This is a genomic window from Gordonia sp. NPDC003376, from assembly GCF_053589235.1.
Window position 1 is genome coordinate 49,767 of sequence record NZ_JBSFRM010000001.1, and the last position, 21,948, is coordinate 71,714.

Annotated in this window: 19 protein-coding genes; 3 read left to right on the forward strand and 16 right to left on the reverse strand. The window is 66.9% G+C overall.

The window, feature by feature from the left end:
- Positions 1-34: 34 nt before the first annotated feature.
- From ACWDUA_RS00240 to ACWDUA_RS00250, 3 genes are read right to left on the reverse strand one after another with little or no spacing between them, the layout of a single operon-like run.
- A complete protein-coding gene (locus ACWDUA_RS00240) occupies positions 35-1,252 on the reverse strand; it encodes an NAD(P)/FAD-dependent oxidoreductase (protein WP_449749001.1) in 1,218 nt (405 codons plus the stop codon).
- Between the two features lie 17 nt (positions 1,253-1,269).
- On the reverse strand, positions 1,270-1,587 hold the full coding sequence (locus ACWDUA_RS00245; protein WP_449749002.1) for a 2Fe-2S iron-sulfur cluster-binding protein: 318 nt from the start codon (positions 1,585-1,587) through the stop codon (positions 1,270-1,272).
- Between the two features lie 43 nt (positions 1,588-1,630).
- Positions 1,631-2,953, reverse strand: coding sequence for a cytochrome P450 (locus tag ACWDUA_RS00250; protein ID WP_449749003.1), 1,323 nt, complete (start codon positions 2,951-2,953; stop codon positions 1,631-1,633).
- A 245-nt stretch (positions 2,954-3,198) separates the two neighbouring features.
- Here ACWDUA_RS00250 and ACWDUA_RS00255 point away from each other — a divergent pair, with 245 nt between their 5' ends.
- Positions 3,199-3,960: a FadR/GntR family transcriptional regulator gene (locus ACWDUA_RS00255; RefSeq protein WP_449749004.1), complete on the forward strand. Its 762-nt coding sequence runs from the start codon at positions 3,199-3,201 to the stop codon at positions 3,958-3,960.
- 1,087 nt (positions 3,961-5,047) lie between these two features.
- Here ACWDUA_RS00255 and ACWDUA_RS00260 read toward each other — a convergent pair.
- From ACWDUA_RS00260 to ACWDUA_RS00305, 10 genes are all read right to left on the reverse strand, one after another.
- Complete coding sequence (locus ACWDUA_RS00260; RefSeq protein WP_449749005.1) at positions 5,048-6,097, reverse strand: LLM class flavin-dependent oxidoreductase; 1,050 nt, start codon at positions 6,095-6,097, stop codon at positions 5,048-5,050.
- Positions 6,098-6,121: 24 nt separating this feature from the next.
- A complete protein-coding gene (gene menB / locus ACWDUA_RS00265) occupies positions 6,122-6,964 on the reverse strand; it encodes a 1,4-dihydroxy-2-naphthoyl-CoA synthase (protein WP_449749006.1) in 843 nt (280 codons plus the stop codon).
- A 61-nt stretch (positions 6,965-7,025) separates the two neighbouring features.
- On the reverse strand, positions 7,026-7,784 hold the full coding sequence (locus ACWDUA_RS00270; RefSeq protein ID WP_020789840.1) for an SDR family NAD(P)-dependent oxidoreductase: 759 nt from the start codon (positions 7,782-7,784) through the stop codon (positions 7,026-7,028).
- A gap of 116 nt (positions 7,785-7,900) precedes the next feature.
- Positions 7,901-9,130: an acetyl-CoA hydrolase/transferase family protein gene (locus ACWDUA_RS00275; RefSeq protein WP_449749007.1), complete on the reverse strand. Its 1,230-nt coding sequence runs from the start codon at positions 9,128-9,130 to the stop codon at positions 7,901-7,903.
- Entirely contained in the window at positions 9,130-10,329 is a 1,200-nt protein-coding gene (locus tag ACWDUA_RS00280) for a thiolase family protein (protein WP_449749008.1), read from the reverse strand. Before ACWDUA_RS00280 ends, ACWDUA_RS00275 begins: the two co-directional genes overlap by 1 nt.
- Before the next feature lies 1 nt (position 10,330).
- Entirely contained in the window at positions 10,331-11,116 is a 786-nt protein-coding gene (locus ACWDUA_RS00285) for an SDR family NAD(P)-dependent oxidoreductase (RefSeq protein WP_449749009.1), read from the reverse strand.
- Complete coding sequence (locus ACWDUA_RS00290; RefSeq protein ID WP_449749010.1) at positions 11,116-12,282, reverse strand: acyl-CoA dehydrogenase family protein; 1,167 nt, start codon at positions 12,280-12,282, stop codon at positions 11,116-11,118. Before ACWDUA_RS00290 ends, ACWDUA_RS00285 begins: the two co-directional genes overlap by 1 nt.
- A 63-nt stretch (positions 12,283-12,345) precedes the next feature.
- Positions 12,346-13,425 (reverse strand): acyl-CoA dehydrogenase family protein, encoded by a 1,080-nt coding sequence (locus ACWDUA_RS00295; RefSeq protein ID WP_449749011.1) that lies wholly within the window; start codon positions 13,423-13,425, stop codon positions 12,346-12,348.
- Positions 13,426-13,434: 9 nt separating this feature from the next.
- Positions 13,435-15,387 carry an AMP-binding protein gene (locus tag ACWDUA_RS00300; protein ID WP_449749012.1) on the reverse strand — a complete coding sequence of 651 codons (1,953 nt, stop codon included), beginning with the start codon at positions 15,385-15,387 and terminating at the stop codon, positions 13,435-13,437.
- Between the two features lie 4 nt (positions 15,388-15,391).
- Positions 15,392-16,606: an acyl-CoA dehydrogenase family protein gene (locus ACWDUA_RS00305; RefSeq protein WP_449749013.1), complete on the reverse strand. Its 1,215-nt coding sequence runs from the start codon at positions 16,604-16,606 to the stop codon at positions 15,392-15,394.
- 65 nt (positions 16,607-16,671) lie between these two features.
- Between ACWDUA_RS00305 and ACWDUA_RS00310 the strand changes: the two genes are divergently transcribed.
- A complete protein-coding gene (locus ACWDUA_RS00310; protein WP_449749014.1) occupies positions 16,672-17,133 on the forward strand; it encodes an FAS1-like dehydratase domain-containing protein in 462 nt (153 codons plus the stop codon).
- Positions 17,133-17,555 (forward strand): MaoC family dehydratase, encoded by a 423-nt coding sequence (locus ACWDUA_RS00315; RefSeq protein ID WP_449749015.1) that lies wholly within the window; start codon positions 17,133-17,135, stop codon positions 17,553-17,555. Before ACWDUA_RS00310 ends, ACWDUA_RS00315 begins: the two co-directional genes overlap by 1 nt.
- Before the next feature lie 672 nt (positions 17,556-18,227).
- On the opposite strand, the gene ACWDUA_RS00320 is transcribed toward ACWDUA_RS00315, so the two are convergent.
- From ACWDUA_RS00320 to ACWDUA_RS00330, 3 genes are read right to left on the reverse strand one after another with little or no spacing between them, the layout of a single operon-like run.
- Complete coding sequence (locus ACWDUA_RS00320; RefSeq protein WP_449749016.1) at positions 18,228-19,205, reverse strand: quinone oxidoreductase family protein; 978 nt, start codon at positions 19,203-19,205, stop codon at positions 18,228-18,230.
- Entirely contained in the window at positions 19,202-19,999 is a 798-nt protein-coding gene (locus ACWDUA_RS00325; protein WP_449749017.1) for a PaaI family thioesterase, read from the reverse strand. The genes ACWDUA_RS00320 and ACWDUA_RS00325 overlap by 4 nt, the downstream gene beginning before the upstream one ends.
- 4 nt (positions 20,000-20,003) lie before the next feature.
- Positions 20,004-21,698, reverse strand: coding sequence for an AMP-binding protein (locus tag ACWDUA_RS00330; protein ID WP_449749018.1), 1,695 nt, complete (start codon positions 21,696-21,698; stop codon positions 20,004-20,006).
- Between the last annotated feature and the right edge of the window lie 250 nt (positions 21,699-21,948).

Consider the following 21,948-nt stretch of genomic DNA (forward strand, 5'->3'; position numbering starts at 1 on the left):
CACACGGTGCGATCAACCCCGGATCATCGACGGTTCAGGCACCCACCACACAGGAACGGATGTCGGTGTCGGCATCCCCGAGTCGGGCCGCGTCGATCTCGACCCCGGAGGCGATGAACCGCTTGCCGGCCATGAAAAGCGCCGGGGCATTGGCCGTTTCCACAGCCACCACGCGATTGGCACGGTCGAGATGGAAGATCCCGAACTTCCCGGCGCCCGGTTCGCCCCGGACGACCGTGGTGACACCATGGTGCACGAGCCCCGCGATCTTGAGCTTGAGATCGAACTGATCCGACCAGAACCACGGGACCTCGGCACCCGGTCGATCGGACAGACACAGATGGGCTGCAACATGTTTCGCCTGTTCGAGTGCGCTGGGGATGCTCTCGAACCGCATCGTCTCACCGCCGACCGGACGGCGGGTCACATCACCGATGGCGAAGATGTCCGGGACGCCGGTCCGCCCGTCGTCGTCGACGATGATGCCGCCGTCGCAGGCGATGCCGCAGGCGATCGCCAGCTCGTCATTGGGTATCGCACCGACACCGATCAGGACGGCATCACACGAGATCTGTTGCCCGTCCGCAAGTTCCACCCCGGTGACGGTCTCACCGTCGACGACGACGCGGGTGACGTCGACCCCGGTGAGGACCTGTGTGCCGAGTTGTCGGTGGTGGGCGGTCAGCGCTTCGGAGAACTCCCGGCCGGCCACCCGGGCCAGCACCCGGTCCTCCCGTTCGAGGATCGTCACCGGGAGCCCGTGCTTACCGACCTCGGCGGCGACCTCGAGACCGATGTATCCCCCGCCGATGATGACCAGTCGGCCGCCGCGCTCGACCGCGGCCCGCAGTGCCCGCGCGTCGTCGAGGGTCCGCAGTGTCATCACACCGTGCGCATCCGCGCCGGGCAGCGCCAGTGCCCGCGGCCGCGAGCCCGTGGCGATGACCAAGGATCCATAACCGATACGTTCACCCGATTCGGTGATCACTTCCTTTCGGCCGGGAACGATCTCGGTGACGACGGTGGCCAGGCGCAGGTCGATCTTCATCTCGTCGTAGAAGTCATCGGCGCGCAGATCCTGCCGCACACCGCTGCTCATGAACTTCTTCGACAGGGGCGGCCGGTGGTAGGGCTGGTGGGATTCGTCACCCACCAGCACCACATCACCGGTGAAACCCTCTTGCCGCAGCAACGCAACGAGATTGGCCCCGGCATGGCCGGCGCCGATGATGACGATCGAGTCGGTGGTCAACGTGATTCTCCCTGTACTCAACGACTGTCGACGACGTGGATCTCGATCCGCGCGTCGGTGTCGGGGACGACGAGCTGACATGACAGCCGTGACCGGTCGCATGCGCCGTCGAGGAACTCCAGCAGTTCGGTTTCCTCGTCGGCCGGCTCGGTGAACAGATCGTTGCTCGCCGCATCGAGATGGACATGGCAGGTCGCGCAGGAACAGCTACCCCCGCATTCCGCGACGATTCCCGGCAGGTTGTTGCGGGTCGACCCGTCCATGATGGTCTGCCCCACCTGGACGTCGACGTCGGTCACGGTTCCGTCTGGGAGGTGGTAGGTCACGATCGGCATGGGTGCCTCCTCTGGTTTGTCGGGCTCGAGATCGATACGGATGTCATCGGAGGGTCAGATGCACCGGAAGATGACGCAGTCCACCGACGAAATTGGTCTGGATCATCTTCGGTTCGCCGGCGAGTTCGACCTTGGTCAGTCGCGGGAGCAACTCCTCCAGGAACACACGCATCTCCAGCTTCGCCAGGTGTTGTCCGATGCACATGTGCGGGCCGTACCCGAAGGCGATCTGCTTGTTCGGACGTCGGTCCAGCCGGAAGGTATCCGGATCGTCGAAGACCTCGGCGTCCCGGTTGCCCGACTGGAACAACAGCATCAGCCGGTCGCCCGCCTCGATCCGCTGACCGCGCACCTCCGTATCGGCCACCGCCATACGCGTGAACTGCTTGACCGGGGAGACGATTCGGAGAGCCTCGTTGATCAGGTTGGGGATCAGGGAGAGATCGTCCCGAACCGTCTCGAGGAGCTCCGGACGCAACGCGAACTGCTCGAACATGCCCGCGATGGTGCTCGCGGTGGTGTCGTGTCCGGCGGTGGCGATCGCGACGAACCACCCGTAGGCGAAGGTCTTCGGGAAGTACTCGCCGTCCTCCTGCCGCGCCACGGCGATCAGGGTGGCGAGATCCTCTTTCGGGTTCGCGCGACGGTCCTCGACCAGCGTGTCGAAGTAGGCATAGAAGTCGGCGATGGCCGCCGCCCACTGCTGGGCCGCGGCATCCGCGGACTGGTGCTCGACATCATAGCGTGCGGCATCCGGGTCCGCGGTGCCGAAAAGATCCTGGGTGAGGGCCATCATGCGCGGCTCGTCCTCTTCGGGGACCCCGAACAGGGTCATGATCACATGCAGCGGAAAGTACACCGCGAAGTCCTGCACAGCGTCGAGATCCCTTGGTCCGTCGGCCAATCGGGTCACCGCATCCTTGGCGATGACCCGGATCCGGTCTTCCCACTTCTTGAGGTTCGCCGGCCGGAACCAGTCGAACGCGACGTCCTTCACCATGCCGTGCTCCGGCGGGTCCAGGTACGGCAGCGCATCGAGAATCCGCAGCGACCCACCGGTCAGCTGCTTGGTGAACGCATCACCGGCCTGGTTCGCACACATCGGATTGTGTGCCCCCTTCTCCTCACCGCCACCGGCACTGAAGATCTGGGGCTGACGTTCGATCTCCATCAGGTCGGCATGTTTGGTGACCAGCCAGAGGTCGTCGTAGCCCTCGACGGTCACCTTGGCCAACGGTGCGTTCTCCCGCAGCCATCGATAGGCCTCGTACAACTCAGAATTGTCACTGTGGCCCTCCGGCAGCACGATCCGGCGGGCGATCTCGTCAGGGACCTGGGTGTGGGTCGGCGTCGCGAATGTGGTCATCGTCTTCCTTCGGTCGATGTCGGCAGGGTGATCCGACGGACTGCCTCGACGTTAGGTAGGTCACATCCGGTTGCGTCAGGTCCAGCGGCGAAGTTCCCCCCTTTATCCCCTCGCCACTCCCCCGATCGGGGTGGTCGGCTGCCGCTCCGGGGTGAACCTCCGACTCCACGCGTGGTCATCTCGCCCCAGCCGCACGGGTGCTGGTAAATTAGGTATGACCATATGCAGGAGAAAGCAGGTTGTTCATGCCCGAGTCGAGCGCAGTCGCACGACACCCGGTTCAGCTGCAGCCCATGCAGGTACCGAAGGCATCCGACGTCCTCGCCAATGATCTGCGCGAACGCATCCTCCGCGGAGAGTTCCCCTCGGGGACGGCGCTGCCGCCGGAGCGCGAATTGGTCACCCAGACCCGGATGAGTCGCACCACGGTCCGTGAGGCACTGCGCATCCTCGAGGTGCAAGGCCTGGTGACCATCAAGACCGGCCGCTCCGGTGGAGCGTTCGTCCAGCAGCCGGGCGGCGACTCCGTGGCGACGTCGGTCAACCTCCTGATCCGGGGCCAGCAGCTTCGTCTCATCGACCTCCTCGAGACCCGTGAGGCCATCGAGCCTGCGTGCGCAGGACTGGCAGCGAAGTACCGCCAGGACGAGGACATCGCCGCCCTGGAGACCGCCAACCAGACGATCAACGACCTCGACATCTCACTCGAGGCGTTCCTGCAGGCCAACGTCGACTGGCATATCGGCGTCGCCGTCGCCAGTCACAACGAACTGCTCACCGGCTTCATGACAGCGCTGTCGAACGCCATCTACAGCTCCACCGAGAACAAGGCGTTCGTCGACGACGAGGTCCGCAAGACGACGTACAAGGCCCACAAGACCATCACCGACGCCATCAAGGCCGGCGACTCGGCTGCCGCAACGCGACGGATGACCAAGCACGTGCACGGCTACGCAGAGGCGGTCGTCCAAGTGGAAGAACGCACGGAGATCGAGATCCGTAAGTAGGAACGGGACCTCCGAGGTGGTCACCACCCGACATCAACCGACAGAGGTTTCGACACGCCTCGTCGCTCCGCTCCTCGTCGGCTCAACCACCTTGCAACACTCGACGATTGAGCCGGAACAGATACAATACACTCCAACCCCCAACCGCTCGTTGCTGATTGAGCCGGGAGCGAGCGCGAAGCGAGGACCCGAGTCGGCCGTCTGAGGTTTCGACACGCCTCGTCGCTCCGCTCCTCAACGGCTCAACCACCTTGCAACACTCGACGATTGAGCCGGAACAGATACAATACACTCCAACCCCCAACCACTCGTTGCTGATTGAGCCGGGACCGAGCGCGAAGCGCGAGGACCCGAGTCGAAATCCCCGCAGCCCACGCCGGGTAGCGACCACCTCCGAGGTGGCCAGGTCAGCAACTCAGCCCACCGAGGTTTCGACACGCCTCGTCGCTCCGCTCCTCATCGGCTCAACCACCTTGCAACACTCGATGATTGAGCCGGGACCGAGCGCGAAGCGCGAGGACCCGAGTCGAAATCTCCGCAGCCCACGCCGGATAGCGACCACCTCCGAGGTGGCCAGGTCAGCAACTCAGCCCACCGAGGTTTCGACACGCCTCGTCGCTCCGCTCCTCAACGGCTCAACCACCAAAAACACACCACCTGTTGATGATTGAGCCGGGACCGAGCGCGAAGCGCGAGGACCCGAGTCGGCCGTCTGAGGTTTCGACACGCCTCGTCGCTCCGCTCCTCATCGGCTCAACCACCTTGCAACACTCGATGATTGAGCCGGGACCGAGCGAAGCGAGGACCCGAGTCGGCCGTCTGAGGTTTCGACACGCCTCGTCGCTCCGCTCCTCAACGGCTCAACCACCTTGCAACACTCGATGATTGAGCCGGGACCGAGCGCGAAGCGCGAGGACCCGAGTCGAAATCCCCGCAGCCCACGTCGGGTAGCGACCACCTCCGAAGTGGCCACATAAGCGAGCCCGGCCCACCGAGGTTTCGACACGCCTCGTCGCTGCGCTCCTCATCGGCTCAACCCCCAACAGCCCCTTGCTGTTCGATTCGGGATCGAGCTTGCCAGGGACGTTCAGATCTGTGCCGGCACCTTCAGATGGCGGCGGAGTCCGGCCAGGATCCGGGTGTTGATGGCGCGAGTCTGTTCATCGGTCAGACCCCAGGGCGGTGCGATGAGATCGAGGTGATCGAAACCGTCGGGAATGCGGGCCAGCGCATCGGGGAATTCTCCTGGGGTACAGGCGATGGCGATGGTATCGATCATGTCGTCGGTCACCGCGGCGATCACGCCGTCGGTATCACGGTCACGTGCGGCCTGACGGATGCGTTCTTGCTCGGCGCTCCACCCGTGGATGGCGAACAGCCGGTCATAAACCCGTGACGCCGCGTACTGGCCGATGGCGTAGGCGGCCTGGCGACGGGCGGTGTCGACGTCGTCGTCGATGGCGCACATGCGGATTCCCATGATGGTGATCTCCGACGGATCACGCCCCGACAGCGCGGCGCCGCGGGCCACCTCCTCGGCGACCGGCCCGCGGACGTACTCGGCGGTGAACATCGGATGTCCGACCAGCCCGTCGGCATGGTGTCCCGCAGTGCGCAACATCAGTGTGTTGACGCCGGCGATCCATACTGGGATCTCTGCCCGAACCGGCTCGGGGACATCGGATGTCGGCGAGAGATGCACGTGATAGAACCGGCCGTCGTGGTGGACCGGTCCCTCGTGCAGCCGCCACAGCTTCTTGAGTACGGTGAGCAGCTCGGCCATCCGCTCGGCCGGGGCCTCACCGCTCACCCCGTGCCAGGCCTCCATCATCTTGGGTGTCCCGTTACCGAGACCGAGAATGATCCGCCCGCCGGACAACTCGTCGAGGTCACGGGCCTCCGCCGCCCACATGAGCGGGCTGCGGCCCACCCCGTAGGCGATGTTGGTGCCGATCGAGATGGTCTCGGTCCCGGCGGCGAGCATGGCCATCGGTACGGTCGCCGAGCGACTGTAGAGCTCGCTCGTCCACACTGCCGCGCAACCGATCTCCTCGGCCTCGCGGGCGAGCTCCACCATGGTGGTGAACCTGTCGCGGCCGGTTCCGACGCCGAATGCGTTGACCCCGAATGTCGTCATGTCAGTGATCCTCTCGAATCCCGCTCACGCGCGTCGCGCGAATCGGTCGAACTCGGGAGTGCGCTTGGCCTTGAACGCCTCCCGGCCTTCCTTGGCCTCGTCGGTGGAGTAGAACAGCAGGTTGGTGTCGTGCGCGAGCTGCTGGATACCCGCCAGGCCGTCCTCGGCCGCGTGGAAGCTCGCCTTCATCAGACGCAGCGCCAGCGGCGACAGGGCCAGCATCTCGCGACACCATCCGACCGTCTCGGCCTCCAGATCAGCCAGCGGTACGACGGTGTTCACCAGACCCATCTCGAGTGCCTGCTCCGCGGTGTACTGGCGGCACAGGAACCAGATCTCCTTGGCCTTGCGCTGTCCCACCAGGTTCGCCAGCAGTCCGGCGCCGAAGCCCCCGTCGAAGGAACCGACCCGCGGCCCGACCTGTCCGAGCCGGGCGTTGTCGGCGGCGATGGTCAGATCGCACACGATCTGCAGGACATGCCCGCCGCCGATCGCATATCCGGCGACCATCGCCACCACCGGCTTCGGGAGACGCCGGATCTGCACCTGCAGATCGGTGACGTGGAAGCGGCCGACTGCCTGGGGATCGTCGGGATCCGTGAGGTAGCCGGTGTCGCCACGGACCCGCTGGTCACCGCCCGAGCAGAACGCCTTGTCCCCTTCTCCGGTCAGGATGATCACGCCGATGGACGGATCCTCGCGCGCCAGGGTCAGGGCGTCGGAGATCTCCATCAGGGTCTGCGGGCGAAAGGCGTTGTGCACCTCCGGCCGGCAGATGGTGATCTTGGCGATCCCGTCGTCGGTGCGGGAGTAGTCGACGTCGTCGTAGCGACGGACGGTCGACCACTCGACGGCGGTGTCGGACACTGTTCTCTCCTCGGATCGTGGCTCGATACCGCTGGACTCGGTACTGCTGGGCTCGATACCGCTAGGCCATCGTGAGGCCGCCGCTGACCGACAGCGTCTGGCCGGTGATGTATCCGGTCTCGTCGGAGGCGAAGAAGGCCACGGCGGCGGCGATGTCGGACGGATCGGCCAGACGCTTCATCGGCACCGCGCGGGTCATCCCGCCGAGCACCTTGTCGGCGTCCTGGCCGGAGTTGTTCGCGAACTTCCGCAGCGCGGGGGTGTCGGTGGGGCCGGGGCACACGGTGTTCACGGTGACACCCTTCGTGGCGACCTCGCGTGCGAGGGTCTTGGTGAATGCGATGATCCCGCCCTTGGCGCCGGAGTACACGGCCTCCAGGGACGATCCGACGCGGCCGGCGTCGGAGCCGATGTTGATGACGCGCCCGAAGCCGCGCTCGATCATCCCGGGCACCACGGTGTGGTTGACCCGGAGTGCACCCTTGAAGTTGATGTCGAGGATCTTGTCCCAGAACTCCTCGGTGGTGTCGAGGAACTTCATGAAGTCGTCCCACCCGGCATTGTTGACCGCGATCTCGACGGGTCCGAGTTCTGCGGTGATCTGCTCGACGGCGGCCTTGACCGATGCGGTGTCGGTGACGTCGATCGGCACGGCGATCGCCTGGCCGCCGGCGGCCACGATCTCCTTGGCAGTCTGTTGTGCGGCTTCGAGATTCAGGTCGGCGACGGCGACCCGGAACCCGGCCTCGCCGAGTTTACGGGAGATGCCCTCGCCGATTCCCTGTGCTCCGCCGGTGACCAGTGCTACTCGATTGCTCATGAGATGGTTCCTTTCGATGTTCTGCTGTTGCTCAGTGTGTTTCAGGATGCCCAGTGTGTTTCAGGATGCCCAGTGTGTTTCAGGATGCCCAGTGTGTTTCGGGATGTTCTGCGTGTTCAGGATGCTGCGCGCGCGGCACCGGCCAGTTCGTCACGGAATTCGGGTGCCGCGACGGCGATCAGACGCCGACGCCGCTCGGCCAGGGGCTGCCCGCGCAGGTGCGCGACCCCATGCTCGGTGACCACGCAGTCGACGTCGGCGCGCGCGGTGGTGACCACCCCCTCGTCGAGGGCGAATTTGATGGACGAGGCCCCGCGCATGGTGGAACGCAGGGCGATGATCGACCGCTTGCCGGTCAGCGCGGCAGCCCGCGCGAAGTCGACCTGGCCGCCCACGGCACCCAGGTAGGTGCCCCGGCTGACCTCGGCACCCACCTGTCCGGTGAGGTCCACCTCGATGGCGAAGTTGACGGCCACCAGTGAGCTCAGTTGCGAGAGCACCTGTGGCGCATGGGTATAGCTGGTCGGGCGGAAGACGACGGGGAGGTCGGCAACCCGGTTGTAGAGTTCGGCGGAACCGAGTGCGGTGCCCGCGACACACAACCCCACGTCGACCTGCTTGCGCCGGCCGGTGACCACACCCTTGTCGATGAGGTGCATGACGTCGTCGGTGATCATCCCGGCGTGGAAGCCGAGGTCGCGGTGTCCCGACAATGCGTCGAGCACGGCCGCGCCCATGGAACCGATACCCACCTGCAGGGTGTCGCCGTCGTCGACGAGTCCGGCGATGTGCCCGGCGATCGCACGATCGATGTCGGCCGGCGGACGGGTCGTCTCCTCCTGCAGCGGCCGATCGGTCTCGATGGTGGCGGCGAACCGTCGCAACGGTATCCGCGGCGAGCCGGGCAGCGCCGGCATCTGCCGATTGACCTCGGCGAACAGCAATGAGGTGTGCTCGATGGCATCGGCCATGTAGTCGACGCCGATCCCGAGCGAACACATGCCGTCCCGGTCGGGCGGCGACACCGCGAGCAGCCCGGCATCGCTGGGCAGCCGGTGCTCGGCGAACATCCTCGGCAACGCCGAGTAGTGGCACGGGACCACTTCGAGCTGATCGGTCTTGCCCAATGCGCGCAGGGCACCGAGACCGCCGTAGGACACCATGGTGTCGGACGGTGAGATCGACTGTGCGAGCTGGTCATTCCAACTCAGGCCGGTGAACAGACGTAGTGGACCGACGGCGGGTGCCTGGGCGAGGAGTTCGTCGACGAGCGGGCGGGGTTCGGCAGCCGCCTGACTCCACCACACCCCCATACCCGGCTTCAGCAGCCCACCGAAGTCCACCATCACTCGACCCGTTCGATCAGGGTGCCGGTACCGAGGCCTCCGCCGCAGCACATGGTGACGAATCCGAGGTGACTGTCACGCCGTTCCATCTCGGACAGGATGCTCGCGATCAGGCGTGAACCCGTCGCGCCGACCGCATGGCCGAGCGCGATGGCACCACCGTTGACGTTGACCTTGTCCTCGTCCGGCTTGAGCTCGCGCTGCCAGGCGAGCACCACCGAGCTGAACGCCTCGTTCACCTCGAACAGGTCGATGTCGTCGATGCCCAGTCGATTCCGTTCCAGGATCTTCTGGGTCGCGGGGATCGGACCGGTCAGCATGATGATCGGATCGACACCGACGGTCGTCTGGTCGGCGATCCGCGCCCGGATCCGCAGCCCGTACCGCTCGGCGGCCTCCCGGGTGCACAGCAGCACCGCGGCGGCGCTGTCGCAGATCGGGCTCGAGGTGCCTGCGGTGATCCGACCATTCTCCGGCCGGAACACCGGCTTGAGCTTGCCCAGCGTCTCGAGTGTTGTTCCGGGACGCACGGTCTGGTCGCCGAGGCGGATCTCGCCGTCGAGTTCCATCCGGACCATCTCGTCGGTGAACCGGCCGGCCTCGATGGCGGCGGTGGCCAGGGCATGCGACCGGACGGCGAACTCGTCCATCTCGGTGCGCGAGATGTCCCAGCGGTCGGCGATGAGCTCGGCGCTCTCGCCCTGGGTGACGAAGTCGTAGCGTTCACGCAGTTCCGCGGGCCACGGCTCGCCGTAGAGTTCGCTGATCTTGGCCGGCGAGTTCATCGGCACATGACCCATGTGCTCGACGCCGCCGGCGATCACGATGTCGTGCACACCCGAGGAGACCAGAGCCGCAGCGAAGTTCACCGAGGTCTGTGCCGACCCACAGCGGCGGTCCAGGGTGGTGGCCGGGACCTCGGCCGGGAATCCGGCCTGCAGCCAGGCGTTGCGGCCGATGTTGCGGGACTGCTCGCCGAACGGTGCCGTGCAGCCGATGACCAGGTCCTCGACGACGGCGGGGTCGATCCCGCTGCGCGCCACCAGATCCTGATAGCAGGCGGCCAGCATGGCATTGGGGTGGACGTCGCGGTACCACCCCTTCTCGAGATGCGACCGGCCGATCGGGGTGCGGACGGCCTCGGCGATGACGACCTCGCGGCCCGCCTGGGTGAACGGACCCGACACTCGTGACGCCATCTCAGATCACCGTCCCGCCGTCGACCGGCAGCACCTGGCCGGTGATGTAGCCCGCGGCCCCGGATGCGAGGAATACGAACGACGGGGCGATCTCGTCCGGATATGCCCAGCGTCCCAGTGGAATCCGAGCCAAGGTCTTCTCCGCGAGCTTCTCGTTGCTGCGGATGTTCTCGGTCATCGCGGTCGCGGCGAGCGGGGCGATCGCATTGACCGTCACCGACTGGCGGGCCAGCTCCCGCGCCAGCGACTTGGTGAATCCGACGATCGCGGCCTTGGCGGCGCCGTAGTTGGCCTGTCCGATGGTGCCGGTGAGGCCGGCCGCCGAGGTGACGTTGATGATGCGGCCGGTGCCGTCGTCGGGCAGGTGGTCGAGTACCGCATGGCTGCAGTGGTAGGTGCCCATCAGGTGGGTGTCGAGGACCGCGCGGAACGTCGCCTCGTCCATCTTGGGGAACATCGCGGGCTTGATCACGCCGGCATTGTTGACCAGGATGTGCACGGTGCCGTCGCCGAGCCTGGCGGCCGCCGCGGCCGCGTCCCGGGCGTTGTCGGCGTCGCACACGTCCAGCGCGAACGCCTCGGCCGCTCCGCCTTTCGCGATGATGCGCTCGGCGACCTCGGCTGCGGCGTCCTTGTTGATGTCGGTGACGAGCACACGGGCTCCGGCCGCGGCGAATGCCTCGGCGACCGCGGCACCGACGCCGCCGCCGGCACCGGTGACCATCGCGGTGAGGCCGGTGAGGCCGAAGACCGCGATGCCGTCGGGAAGGGATGTGTTGTCGGTCATCAGTAGCTCCTGGGTAGGCCGAGGACGTGCGAGCCGAGGTAGTTCAGGATCATCTCCTGACTGATCGGTGCGATACGGGTCAGTCGGGCCTCGCGGAAGTAGCGGGCCACGTTGTACTCCTCCGAGTAGCCCATGCCGCCGTGGGTCTGCAGGGCGCGGTCGGCGGCCTCGAAACCGGCGTCGGCGCACAGGTATTTGGCGGTGTTGGCCTCACGGCCACAGGGCTGCCCGTTGTCGTAGAGCCAGGTGGCCTTGCGCAGCATGAGTTCGGCGGCATCGAGGCGGGCGAGGGAATCGGCGAGCGGGAACTGGATTCCCTGGTTCTTGCCGATGGCCCGGCCGAAGACCTCGCGGTCGTTGCCGTAGCGCACCGCCGCCCGCATGGCGGCCCGGCCGATCCCGAGGGCCTCGGCCGCCACCAGGCACCGCTCCGGGTTGAGCCCGTCGAGGATGTAGGTGAAGCCCTTGCCCTCCTCGCCGACGCGGTCCTCCACCGGGATCTCGAGGCCGTCGATGAACAGCTCGTTGGAGGTGACCGCGTTACGACCCATCTTCTTGATCGGTCGGATGTCGACCTTGCTGCGGTCGAGGTCGGTGAGGAACAGCGTCATGCCGTCGGTCTTGCGCGGGGACTCGTCGAATTTCTGTGTGCGCGTGAGCAGCAGGATCTTCTCCGACTCCACGGCCTTGGAGATCCACACCTTGCGCCCGTTGACGATGTACTTGTCTCCCTCGCGCTTGGCGAAGGTGGTGATCTTGGTGGTGTCGAGGCCGGCGCCGGGCTCGGTGACACCGAAGCAGACGTGCAGGTCACCGTTGACGATCCGCGGGAGCGTGCGCTGCTTGAGTTCCTCGCTGCCGTGCACGATCACCGGGTGCATGCCGAAGATCGACAGGTGCATCGAGCTCGCGCCGTTCATCCCGGCACCCGATGCCGCGACCTGTTCGAGCAGGATGGAGGCCTCGGTGATGCCGTAGCCGTGGCCGCCGTACTCCTCCGGCGTGGTGATGCCGAGCCATCCGCCGGCGGCGAAGGCATCGTAGAACTCCCGCGGGAACTCGTGCTTTTCGTCCTTCTCCTGCCAGTACTGGTCGTCGAACTTGGCGGCCAGTTCGGCGACCGCATCACGGATCGTGATCTGGTCGTCTGTCAGTGCGAAATCCACGTCGGTTCTCCATCTCTCCGGTCAGGCAACTATATCAATGGACTGACCAAATAACGCAAGGGGTCAGCTGAGACTGTGTGTGGGGCCGAGCAAGGCGGCCGCGATGCGCTCGTTCCACGCCGAGGGGGTGCCGAACAGCGTGCGGTCGAGCTTGGCCCGCTTGTAGAACAGGTGCAGGTCGTGCTCCCACGTGTAGCCGATGGCCCCGTGCACGGTCAGCGCGGTGTCGGCGAGATCGGCGACCGACCTGGTCACCTGGGCCTTGGCGACCGCGGCGATCGTCGGGGCATCGGCGAGTGCGGCGTCCGCGGCGGCCGCGGCGTACAGCGCACTCGAGTACGACGCCTCCACCGTCACCAGCATCTGCGCGCAGGCGTGTTTGACCGCCTGGAATCCACCGATCAACTGCCCGAACTGTTTACGCTGCTTGCTGTAGCCGACGGCGAGATCCAGCATGCGTTCGGCGGCGCCGAGGGCATCGGCGGCGACCAGCACCGGCGCACGCAGTGCCGAGGCCGCCAGGGACTCCGCATCCACCGGGACCAGACCCGCGACGGGTGCGTCACGGAACTCGACGGTCGCCGTCGACCGGGAGCGGTCGAGCAGATCGTCGGCGGCGATCACCGCGTCGGCCGCGGCCACCTGCGCGAGTGCGGGTCCGTCCGGGCCGCGGACGGGGACGACGAACACCTCGGCCTCGGCGGCACCGAGCACATGGGGCACGGCGAGGCTCAGCGTGTCGCCGGCGGTCTCGGCGCGTATCGCACCGAGCTCCGTCACCGGCGGCCGATCCGCCCGGGTCGCGAGCACTGTGCGCCGCTGACCCTCGACCAGCGCCGTCAGGTCGGCATGGGTGAGCACCGGCGCCACGATCGCCGCGGCGAGCCACCCCGAGTCGGGTACCGCGGCCCTACCGAACTCTCGTGCGGCCAAGGCCAGTTCGAGGACGCCACCGCCCTGACCACCGGCCTGTTCGGGGTATCCCACCCCCCACCAGCCCTCGCCGATCAGCGCGTCGGTGAAGGGGCTCGTCGACGAGGCGTCCTGGAGTTCCCGCACCGTCTCGGTGGGGAACTTCGCCGTGATCCACTCCCGCAGCGAGGACGCGAACATCTCCTGTTCGTCGGACAGTTCCCAATGCATGGTTTCTCCTCAGCTCACGTTCGCGCCGTGCACGACATCTCGGATGGCGTCGACCGCCTCGGGGTTCTCCGCACTCGACAGATCACCGGGGTCGGAGCCGATGGCGGCCGCACGCACCGCGCGACGCAGGATCTTGGCCGAACGCGTCTTCGGGAGCGCATCGACCGCCCACACCTTCGCCGGTGCGAACGGCTTTCCGACACCGTCGGCAACCAGCCGCCGCAACTGCTCGGATACCCCGGTCGTGTCGACGCCGGGGCGGGGAACCCAGAAGGCCCAGACCGTCTCGCCCTTCTTCGGGTCGGGCACACCCACCGCGGCGGCCTCGGCCACCGCTGGATGGGTCGTGAGCACCGACTCCACCTCGGCCGGTGCGAGCCGTTTGCCCGCGACGTTCATGACGTCGTCCGAGCGGCCCAGGATGTACCACTGTCCGTCGTCGTCGACCAGGGCGTAGTCGCCGTGGCACCACAGGCCGGGGAAGGTCGACCAGTAGGACTCGAGGTACCGCTCACGGTCACCCCACACGCCCCGCGTCATCGCCGGCCAGGGCTGGTGGCAGACCAGCTCACCGATGCTGCCGCGCAACGACTTCCCCTCGTCGTCGACGACGTCGACATCCATGCCGAGTGATGGCCCGCCCAGCGAGCAGCTCGGGATCGGTTCCACCGGATAGGGGGCGAGGAACGATCCGCCCACCTCGGTACCGCCGGAGAAATTGATCACCGGGACGGCTCCGCCGAAGACGTCGCGCGCCAGCCAGTCATAGGAGTCCGGATCCCACGGCTCTCCCGTCGACCCGAGAACGTGGACCGAATCGAGATCGTATGCGGCGATCTCGTCGAGCGGTGTCGCCTTGAGCGCCCGGATCAGGGTCGGTGAGACACCGAGCATGGTGATCCGGTGTCGCTGCACCAGATCCCAGAGCCGACAGGCGTCGGGGACGTCGGGCGATCCCTCGTAGAGCACCAGCGTGGCCCCGTTGGCGTGCGTGCCGAAGGCCGCCAACGGCCCCATCACCCAGCCCATGTCGGTGATCCAGCAGAAGGTCTCCCCCGGCTTCACATCGAACGAGTACGCGACCTCGGTGGCCACCTTGACGGTGAACCCGGCATGGGTGTGCACCGCCCCCTTGGGTTTTCCCGTGGTGCCGGAGGTGTATCCGAGCATCAGCGTCTGCATCGCCGGGAACGGACGGAACGTGTAGGGGACGCGATCGTCGGAGATCAGTGTGTCCCAGCGCGTGACGGCCGCATCGAGACCGTCGAGATCTGTTGGGCTGCCGACATTGTCGATGGTGATGACCGAGGTCACCGACGGTGTCCGGCCGAGGGCCTTGGCGAGTTCGCCGATCATGTCGACGGTGCGGCCCCGGCGAACGGTGCCGTCGGCCACCACGACCGCCTTGACGTCGGCGTCCGCGAGCCGGGAAGCGATTGCCGGAGCGGCGAACCCGGAGAACAACGGGACGAGGACCGCACCGATCCCGGCCGCGGCATAACATGCGACCACGGCCTCCGGGATCATCGGCAGATAGATCCCGACGGCGTCTCCCTCGGTGATCCCCAGCTCGACCAGCCCCGCGGCCACGCGACCGACCTGATCGGCCAGTTCGCGGTAGGTGAGGGTGCGGACCGCACCGTCCTCGGCCTCATGGATGATCGCCTGACGGTCGGCACCGTCGTCGAGCCAACGCGTGATGCACGCCTCGACGGCGCTGAACGTCCCGCCGACGAACCACTCGGGGAACTCCACACCGGCGCTCGTGTCGAGGACCTGCTCGTACGGGGTCGCGAACGGGATACCCAGATCGGTGATCGCGGCATCCCAGTACCAGGCCACGTCCTCGGTCGATCGACGGCGCAGTTCGGCGATCGAGTCGATCCCATGCCTGCGGCCCAGGCGCAACACGTTGGCGTTCGCGAGGTGCTCGGCAGTCGGATTCCACACGTAGGTACTCATCGCATCACTCTCGGCCTCGGGGCATGCCGAGCACACGCTCGGCAGCAATGTTGCGTTGGATGTAGGTCGAACCGCCGGCGATGGCGGTACCGCGGGCCTGGTAGGCCAGACGCAGCCACCGTTGCTGGTCGGAGTGCCCGGCGTCGACGTCGTGCTCGCCCGTTTCCGACGGGTCGGCGAGGCCGAACTGTCCACCGAAGTCGGAGAGTTCGAGACCGAAGTCGGCGATGTCCTCGACGAGCGGGCAGAAGTAGAGCTTGCCGATCGAGGTGACCGGACCCGGCGGTTGTCCCGATGCGGCTCCGGTGATCACGCGCTGACCGATGAGGTAGTGGGTCAGTGCACGGCCGTAGAGATCGGCGATACGCTGCCGGATCGCCGGTTTGCCCGCGAGCGGCGCACCGTCGTCGTCGGTGGAGCGGCCGATCTGCTCGACCAGGTCGGCGACGGCGCGCGTGGTGTTGACGCGGCCGGTGGCGATACCCACCCGCTCGAAGGCGAGCGTGCCCATCGCGACCTTCCAGCCGCCGTCGACCTCGCCGACCAGCGCCGAATCGGGCACGACGACGTCGTCGAGGAAGACCTCGTTGAACTCGGCCTCGCCCAGCATGTGTTCGAGCGGCCGGACGGTGATGCCCGGTGTGTCCATCGGCAGCAGGAAGTAACTGATGCCCTTGTGCCGGTCGCCGCCACCGGTGCGGGCGAGCAGGATCGCGTTGTCGGCGATCTGGGCGCGTGAGGTCCAGATCTTCTGCCCCTGGATCGACCAGCCGCCGTCGACCTTGGTGGCCTTGGTCCGCAGGGACGCGAGGTCCGATCCCGACTCGGGCTCGGAGAACAGCTGACACCAGATCTCGTCGCCGGTGAGGATCGGCTGCAGATACCGCTGCTTCTGCTCGTCGTTGCCGAAAGCGACGATGGTCGGCCCGGCGAAGTCCTCGCCGATGATGTTCAGGCGGTCCGGCGCCCCGGCCCGGTCCATCTCCTCGTTGAAGATGGCCTTGGTCTTGGCATCGGCACCGGCCCCACCGAACTCCTGGGGCCAGGACAAGCCCGCGAACCCGGCGTCGAACAGCATCCGCTGCCACACCGACCAGAACTCGCGTTTGGCCTCGAGCCGCGCCGGTTCGGGCCACGGCAGCGTGGGCAGTGTGTCGGTCAGCCAGCCGCGGACCCGATCCCGGAACCGTGCCTCGTCAGGCGAATCGCTCAGATCCATTCGAACCTCCAGTTCATTAGGACCAACGTTACAATAGGTCTGACCATAAAATCCAGGAGGTTCTCATGCCGAATTCCACGGCGCAGATCGACTCCGGCAACACCGTGCTCGACGTCGTGTCGTTCGAGGTCGAGGCCGGAAAAGTGCGTGAGTTCGCGCGCGCCACACACGCCGCCGACCCCGTCCACACCGACGCCGACGCCGCACGCGCGGCCGGTCTGACGGCCGTCGCCGCCACCCCGACACATGTGGTGGTCGCCGGTCATCACCGCGACCAGAAACAGTTCGTCGAGACCTTGGGACTCGCGATCGAACGCGTGGTGGTGGGCTCGGTCGAATGGGACTACGCGCGCCCACTGCTCGCTGGTGATCGCCTGACCGGCGCCCGTCGGGTCGTCGACGACGCGACAAGAGTAGGAAAGCGCGGCGGCACCATGCGCCTGGTAACCCTGGAGACGGCCTGGGTCGACGCCGCCGGTGACGTCGCCGTCACCCAGCGCGAGGTTCTGATCGAGCGGGGCGCCTGATGACGCGCACGCCCATCGTCCTGACCACCGGACAAGAACTCGACTCGCGGGAGATCGGCCCGATCACCCAGACCGACATCGTCCGATTCGCCGGCGCCGGCGGAGACTTCAACCCCCTGCACCACGACGCCGGATACGCACGCCGGGCCGGGCTCCCCGATGTGATCGCCATGGGACAGATGCAGGCGGGAATGCTCGCCGCGTGGGTCACCGATCTGGTGCATGTGGAGAATCTCGTGACGTACTCGGTGCGTTTCGCCTCACCACTGACGATCGGGGACCACCTCGTGCTCACCGGCCGGGTCGACGACGTCGACCCCACCGACCACATCGCTGCGCTCACCCTCGAGGCAAAGGTCGGTGATCGCGTGGTGATCTCCGGAAGAGCCCGGGTACGGACGGCATCGGAGTCCGCGGCCTGAGTACCGGCCGTCGAAGCCCGGGAGCCGACGTCGGAGATGGTTACGGACATCGTCGCCTCACCGGGTTTCGACACGGGTCCTCGCCTATCGGCTCGGTCCCGGCTCAACCACCAATGGGCAGTTGACTATTGGTCGCGAACAACAACCATCTCACCAGATCTCGACACGGGTCCTCGCCTCACGGCTCGGTCACGGCTCAACCACCAACGGGCAGTTGACTATTGGTCGCGAACAACAACCATCTCACCAGATCTCGACACGGGTCCTCGCCTCACGGCTCGGTCCGGGCTCAACCACCAACGGGCAGTTGATGGTTGAGCCGACGAGGAGCGCAGCGACGAGACGAGTCGAAACCTCCGCCGGCCGAACTCACCCACGTCACCACCCCAGAAGTGAACACGAACACAATCACCCCACCAGGTTTCGACACGGGTCCTCGCCTCACGGCCCGGTCCCGGCTCAACCACCAACAGGCAGTTGATGGTTGAGCCGACGAAGAGCACAGCGACCAGACAAGTCGAAACCTCCGCCGGCCGAACTCACCAACGCCACCACCCCAGAAGTGAACACGAACACAATCACCCCACCAGGTTTCGACACGGGTCCTCGCCTCACGGCCCGGTCCCGGCTCAACCACCCAACCATGCAGTGCCGGTTGATAATTACCCTCACTCAGGGGATCAGGACGATCTTGCCGAACTCGCCGCCGGTTTCCAGCCGGCGATGTGCGACGGCGGCGTCGGCGAGCGGATAGGTCGCGGCAACCGGTGGCGGTGCGACGTCGCCGGCCGCGACCAGGTCCAGCAGCCCCCGGAAGTCCTGGGGGCCGCCCATGGTGGTGCCGAGCAGACTGAACTGTCCGAAGAAGTATTTGCGTACGTCGAGGGTGACGTGCTCGGCCACGTTGGCGCCGAGGACGACGAGCCGACCGCCCGGTCGCAGGGCCCGCAGCGAATGGTCCCACAGGCCGACCGGATCGAGGACGACGTCGAAACCCTCTCCGCCGGGCGAGAGTTCCTTCACCTCTTCGGGCCAGGTGTCCCGCGTGTGCAGCACGCCGCCGGCGGCACCCGCGGCGCGAGCACCCGCGAGTTTCTCCTCCGACGAACCCGTGACGTGGGTGTGCGCCCCGATCCCCTTTGCCAGCGACAGCGCCATCGTCGAGACGCCCCCGCCCGCCCCGATGATGAGGAGCGACTCACCCGCCCGGAGTCCGGCGCGGGTCACCAGGGCACGGAAGCCGGTCACCCCGACCAGAGGAAGTGCCGCGGCCTGCTCCCACGAGAACGACGCGGGTTTCGGCGCGAGGCATTCCTCGGGCACGGTCACATACTGGGCGTAGGTGCCCGGCGTGGAGTCGCCGAGAATCTGGAACCCCGCGCCGGGCGCGTCCGTCCGGTCCCCCCAGAAGAGGGACGGGAGGATGAGGACCTCCTCGCCGGTGTCGGTGCGAACCCCGGCGCCGTCGGCCCCCGGGGTGTGCGGCAGCGGTGAGGCGTACCGGCCCCGACGGACCAACACGTCGTGCCAGTTGAGCGCGGCGGCACGGATCTCGACGGTCACCCATCCGGGCCCGGGGTCTTCCAGGTCGACGTCGGTGGACACGAGCACCCCCGGATCGCCGAACTCCGACATCACGATCGCCTTCATGACTCGTACCGCTGGAGAACGACCGTGGCCAGCGCACACGGTTTACCCGACGAGTTCGCCGCGGCCACCCGCACGACCATCAGCGACCGCCCGCGATGGAGCACCTCCGAGCGGAACGTCGTGACGTCGCCCGCATCTCCCGGCCGTACATAGGAGATGTCGATGCTGGTGGTCCGCAGTTCGCCGTGCGCATCCACCGCGGACATCGCGGCCAGCTCCGACCCCACGATCAGCATTCCGCCGTGGATGTTCCTCATGCCGTTGGCGACGAACGGCGTCGGCGCCATCTCGACGATGCCGGCTCCGAGGTCCCGGACGCCCAACGCCTCACGGACTGTCACCGTCGACGACGGCGCTGCGATGGTGGTCGCCGTGCTCGTGGGCGGATGGTCGACCGCGACGAGATGTGATCGCTGGGTGATCAGGGCGATCGTGGCCCCGGTGGCATCGACCACCGATCCGCGGGTCGTCCCGCCCCGGTCGTCCCGCGCGACGAGTTCACCGGTGACCGACACCGCCCGACCGTCGACGTGCGGATCGGCCAGGAAGTCGACGCGAATGCCGAGACTGACCGGCCATTTACCCTGCGGCGCACCGGATGCGATGACATACCCGGTGACATCGTCCAGCGGGACGCCGAACGCTCCCCGGCACATGCCGGCCACCGGATCGGTCAGCCACGGCCCGACGGCCATCGACAGCTCCGCCGACGTCGCCGACAAGTGCACCGGATCGACCCGCAGGAGGGCCTCCGCGCCGGAGACCACGAACTCCGTCGATGTCGTGGTCGTCATGTGTTCAGCGTGCTCCTGCTGCTGTGGGCTGGTGCAGTTCGTCGGCGATCTGCTTGCGCAACACGTGCTTCTGGATCTTGCCGGTCGCCGTCATCGGCAACGAATCGATCGGGATGACGCGCTCGGGTGTCTTCTGGATCGCGACACCGCGATCGGTGAGGAATGCCCGCAGCTCGTCGACAGTGGGAGCGGTGTGACCTTCCTTGGCGACGACGTAGCAGCACACCTTCTCGCCCAGTTTCTCGTCGGGCATGCCGACGACGGCCAGCGCCAGCAGGTCGGGATGCCCGGCGAGCTTGTCCTCGACCTCACGCACGCTGATGTTCATCCCGCCGCGGATCACGATGTCCTTGGTGCGGCCGGTGACCCGGACGAATCCGTCGACATCCATCACGCCGAGGTCGCCGGAGCGGGAGAACCCCTCGGGGGTGAACAGTTCGGCGGTGTCCTGGGGCCGGTTCAGATACTCGATCATGTGCGACGGACCGCGATAGGCGATGTCGCCCTCGGTACCTCGCGGGACCTCATAGCCGTCGGGACCGACCACCTTGACCTCGGCGCCGGGCAGCGCGGAGCCGTCCGAGGTGATCGCGCGGGCCGGGTCGTCGGTGATGGTGCAGGTGGTGGTCGACAGGTTCTCGCTACGGCCGTACAGCGAGAGGATGCGCGCCTGCGGCAGTTTCGCGGTGGCGTTCTCGACCACCGCGGCCGGGATGGGCGAGCCTGCGCAGGTCCACATCCGCAGCGTCGACAGATCCGCGGTCGGATCCTCGTCGGCCGCGGCGATCAGCGTCTGCAGGAAGGTGGTCGCCGTGACGGCCGAGGTGCAGCCGAACCGCGCGATGTCGGCGAGCCCGGCCTGAGGTGTCCATTCGGCCATCACGTGGGTTGCCGCACCGGCCATCAGGGGGATCAGCACACTGGTCACCAGGCCGGTCGTGTGCGTGATGGGTGACGGGCCGAACTGCACGTCGTCCTCGGTGTGACCGAAGGCGACGGCCAGCATGCGGGCCCCGGAGGCGTAGGTGTTGAACGTGTGCACGCATCCCTTCGGCCGCGAGGTGGTCCCGGAGGTGTAGACGATGACGAACGGATCGTCGGGATGAACCCGGATGTCGACTTCGGCGTCGACGGCTGCCGGGTCGACGCCGGTGATGATGAGGTCCTCGAGGACCCGGATGTCACGTTCGGCCAGGTCCGGCCCCGCCGACTCCGGTGCCCGGACCGCCACGATCGTCCGGAGCGTCGGCGAGTCCTTGCGGATCTCCTCGAACATGCCCACGTAGTCGAATCCCTTGAACTCGAACGGAGCTATCGCCACCGACACCTCGGCATCGGCGACCACATGCGCGACCTCGTCCTTGCGGTAGATCGGCATGATCGGGACCATCACGGCACCGATCCGCGCGAGCGATGCCGCGACGACGATGAACGCCGCCCAGTTGGGCAGCTGAACCGCCACCCGGGCACCCGCCCGGACCCCATCGCGGTGCAGGCCGACGGCCAGCTGCTGCGACGAGGCGTACAACTCGGCGAAGGTCAGGGCGTGGACCCCGTCGGTGACGAAGACCTTGTCCGGCTTCGACTCGGCCCGCGAACGCAGCAGTTCGGTGAAGTTCTCGTCGGCCCATTGGCCGGCGGTGTAGTACCCGTCGATCTGTTCCCGGGTGTAGCGACCCAGGTTCCGTCCACCGCTCATGATGTGGCCTCCATCTCATCGTCTCGCATACGTCCAAAGGTTAAAAAGGTCTGACCGAAAAATCAATAGTGTCCGGTTGTCCGATTCGGGCCCGGCGCGAAGATCACCCCTCCGGGGGATTTCGATCCCCCGTAGGGGGCATCTTCATTGGTCAGACCGAAAGTTTGATTGCGCCGAGGGGCGCATCTGACGATCCTGGAGTGACACCGTTCACAGTCATCGGGGAGCGGTCCCGCGGACCCGCGGCTCT

What these genes read in the sequence shown, in the direction of transcription:
- ACWDUA_RS00250 (WP_449749003.1), bottom strand. Translation starts at nt 2,953, where the DNA reads ATGACCACATTCGCGACGCCGACCCACACCCAGGTCCCTGACGAGATC.
- ACWDUA_RS00270 (WP_020789840.1), bottom strand. Translation starts at nt 7,784, where the DNA reads ATGAGCAATCGAGTAGCACTGGTCACCGGCGGAGCACAGGGAATCGGC.
- ACWDUA_RS00315 (WP_449749015.1), top strand. Translation starts at nt 17,133, where the DNA reads ATGACGCGCACGCCCATCGTCCTGACCACCGGACAAGAACTCGACTCG.
- ACWDUA_RS00330 (WP_449749018.1), bottom strand. Translation starts at nt 21,698, where the DNA reads ATGAGCGGTGGACGGAACCTGGGTCGCTACACCCGGGAACAGATCGAC.
- ACWDUA_RS00280 (WP_449749008.1), bottom strand. Translation starts at nt 10,329, where the DNA reads ATGGCGTCACGAGTGTCGGGTCCGTTCACCCAGGCGGGCCGCGAGGTC.
- ACWDUA_RS00300 (WP_449749012.1), bottom strand. Translation starts at nt 15,387, where the DNA reads ATGAGTACCTACGTGTGGAATCCGACTGCCGAGCACCTCGCGAACGCC.
- ACWDUA_RS00245 (WP_449749002.1), bottom strand. Translation starts at nt 1,587, where the DNA reads ATGCCGATCGTGACCTACCACCTCCCAGACGGAACCGTGACCGACGTC.
- ACWDUA_RS00325 (WP_449749017.1), bottom strand. Translation starts at nt 19,999, where the DNA reads ATGACGACCACGACATCGACGGAGTTCGTGGTCTCCGGCGCGGAGGCC.
- ACWDUA_RS00255 (WP_449749004.1), top strand. Translation starts at nt 3,199, where the DNA reads ATGCCCGAGTCGAGCGCAGTCGCACGACACCCGGTTCAGCTGCAGCCC.
- ACWDUA_RS00260 (WP_449749005.1), bottom strand. Translation starts at nt 6,097, where the DNA reads ATGACGACATTCGGGGTCAACGCATTCGGCGTCGGAACCGGCCGCGAC.
- ACWDUA_RS00320 (WP_449749016.1), bottom strand. Translation starts at nt 19,205, where the DNA reads ATGAAGGCGATCGTGATGTCGGAGTTCGGCGATCCGGGGGTGCTCGTG.
- ACWDUA_RS00305 (WP_449749013.1), bottom strand. Translation starts at nt 16,606, where the DNA reads ATGGATCTGAGCGATTCGCCTGACGAGGCACGGTTCCGGGATCGGGTC.
- ACWDUA_RS00310 (WP_449749014.1), top strand. Translation starts at nt 16,672, where the DNA reads ATGCCGAATTCCACGGCGCAGATCGACTCCGGCAACACCGTGCTCGAC.
- ACWDUA_RS00295 (WP_449749011.1), bottom strand. Translation starts at nt 13,425, where the DNA reads ATGCATTGGGAACTGTCCGACGAACAGGAGATGTTCGCGTCCTCGCTG.
- ACWDUA_RS00285 (WP_449749009.1), bottom strand. Translation starts at nt 11,116, where the DNA reads ATGACCGACAACACATCCCTTCCCGACGGCATCGCGGTCTTCGGCCTC.
- ACWDUA_RS00275 (WP_449749007.1), bottom strand. Translation starts at nt 9,130, where the DNA reads ATGGTGGACTTCGGTGGGCTGCTGAAGCCGGGTATGGGGGTGTGGTGG.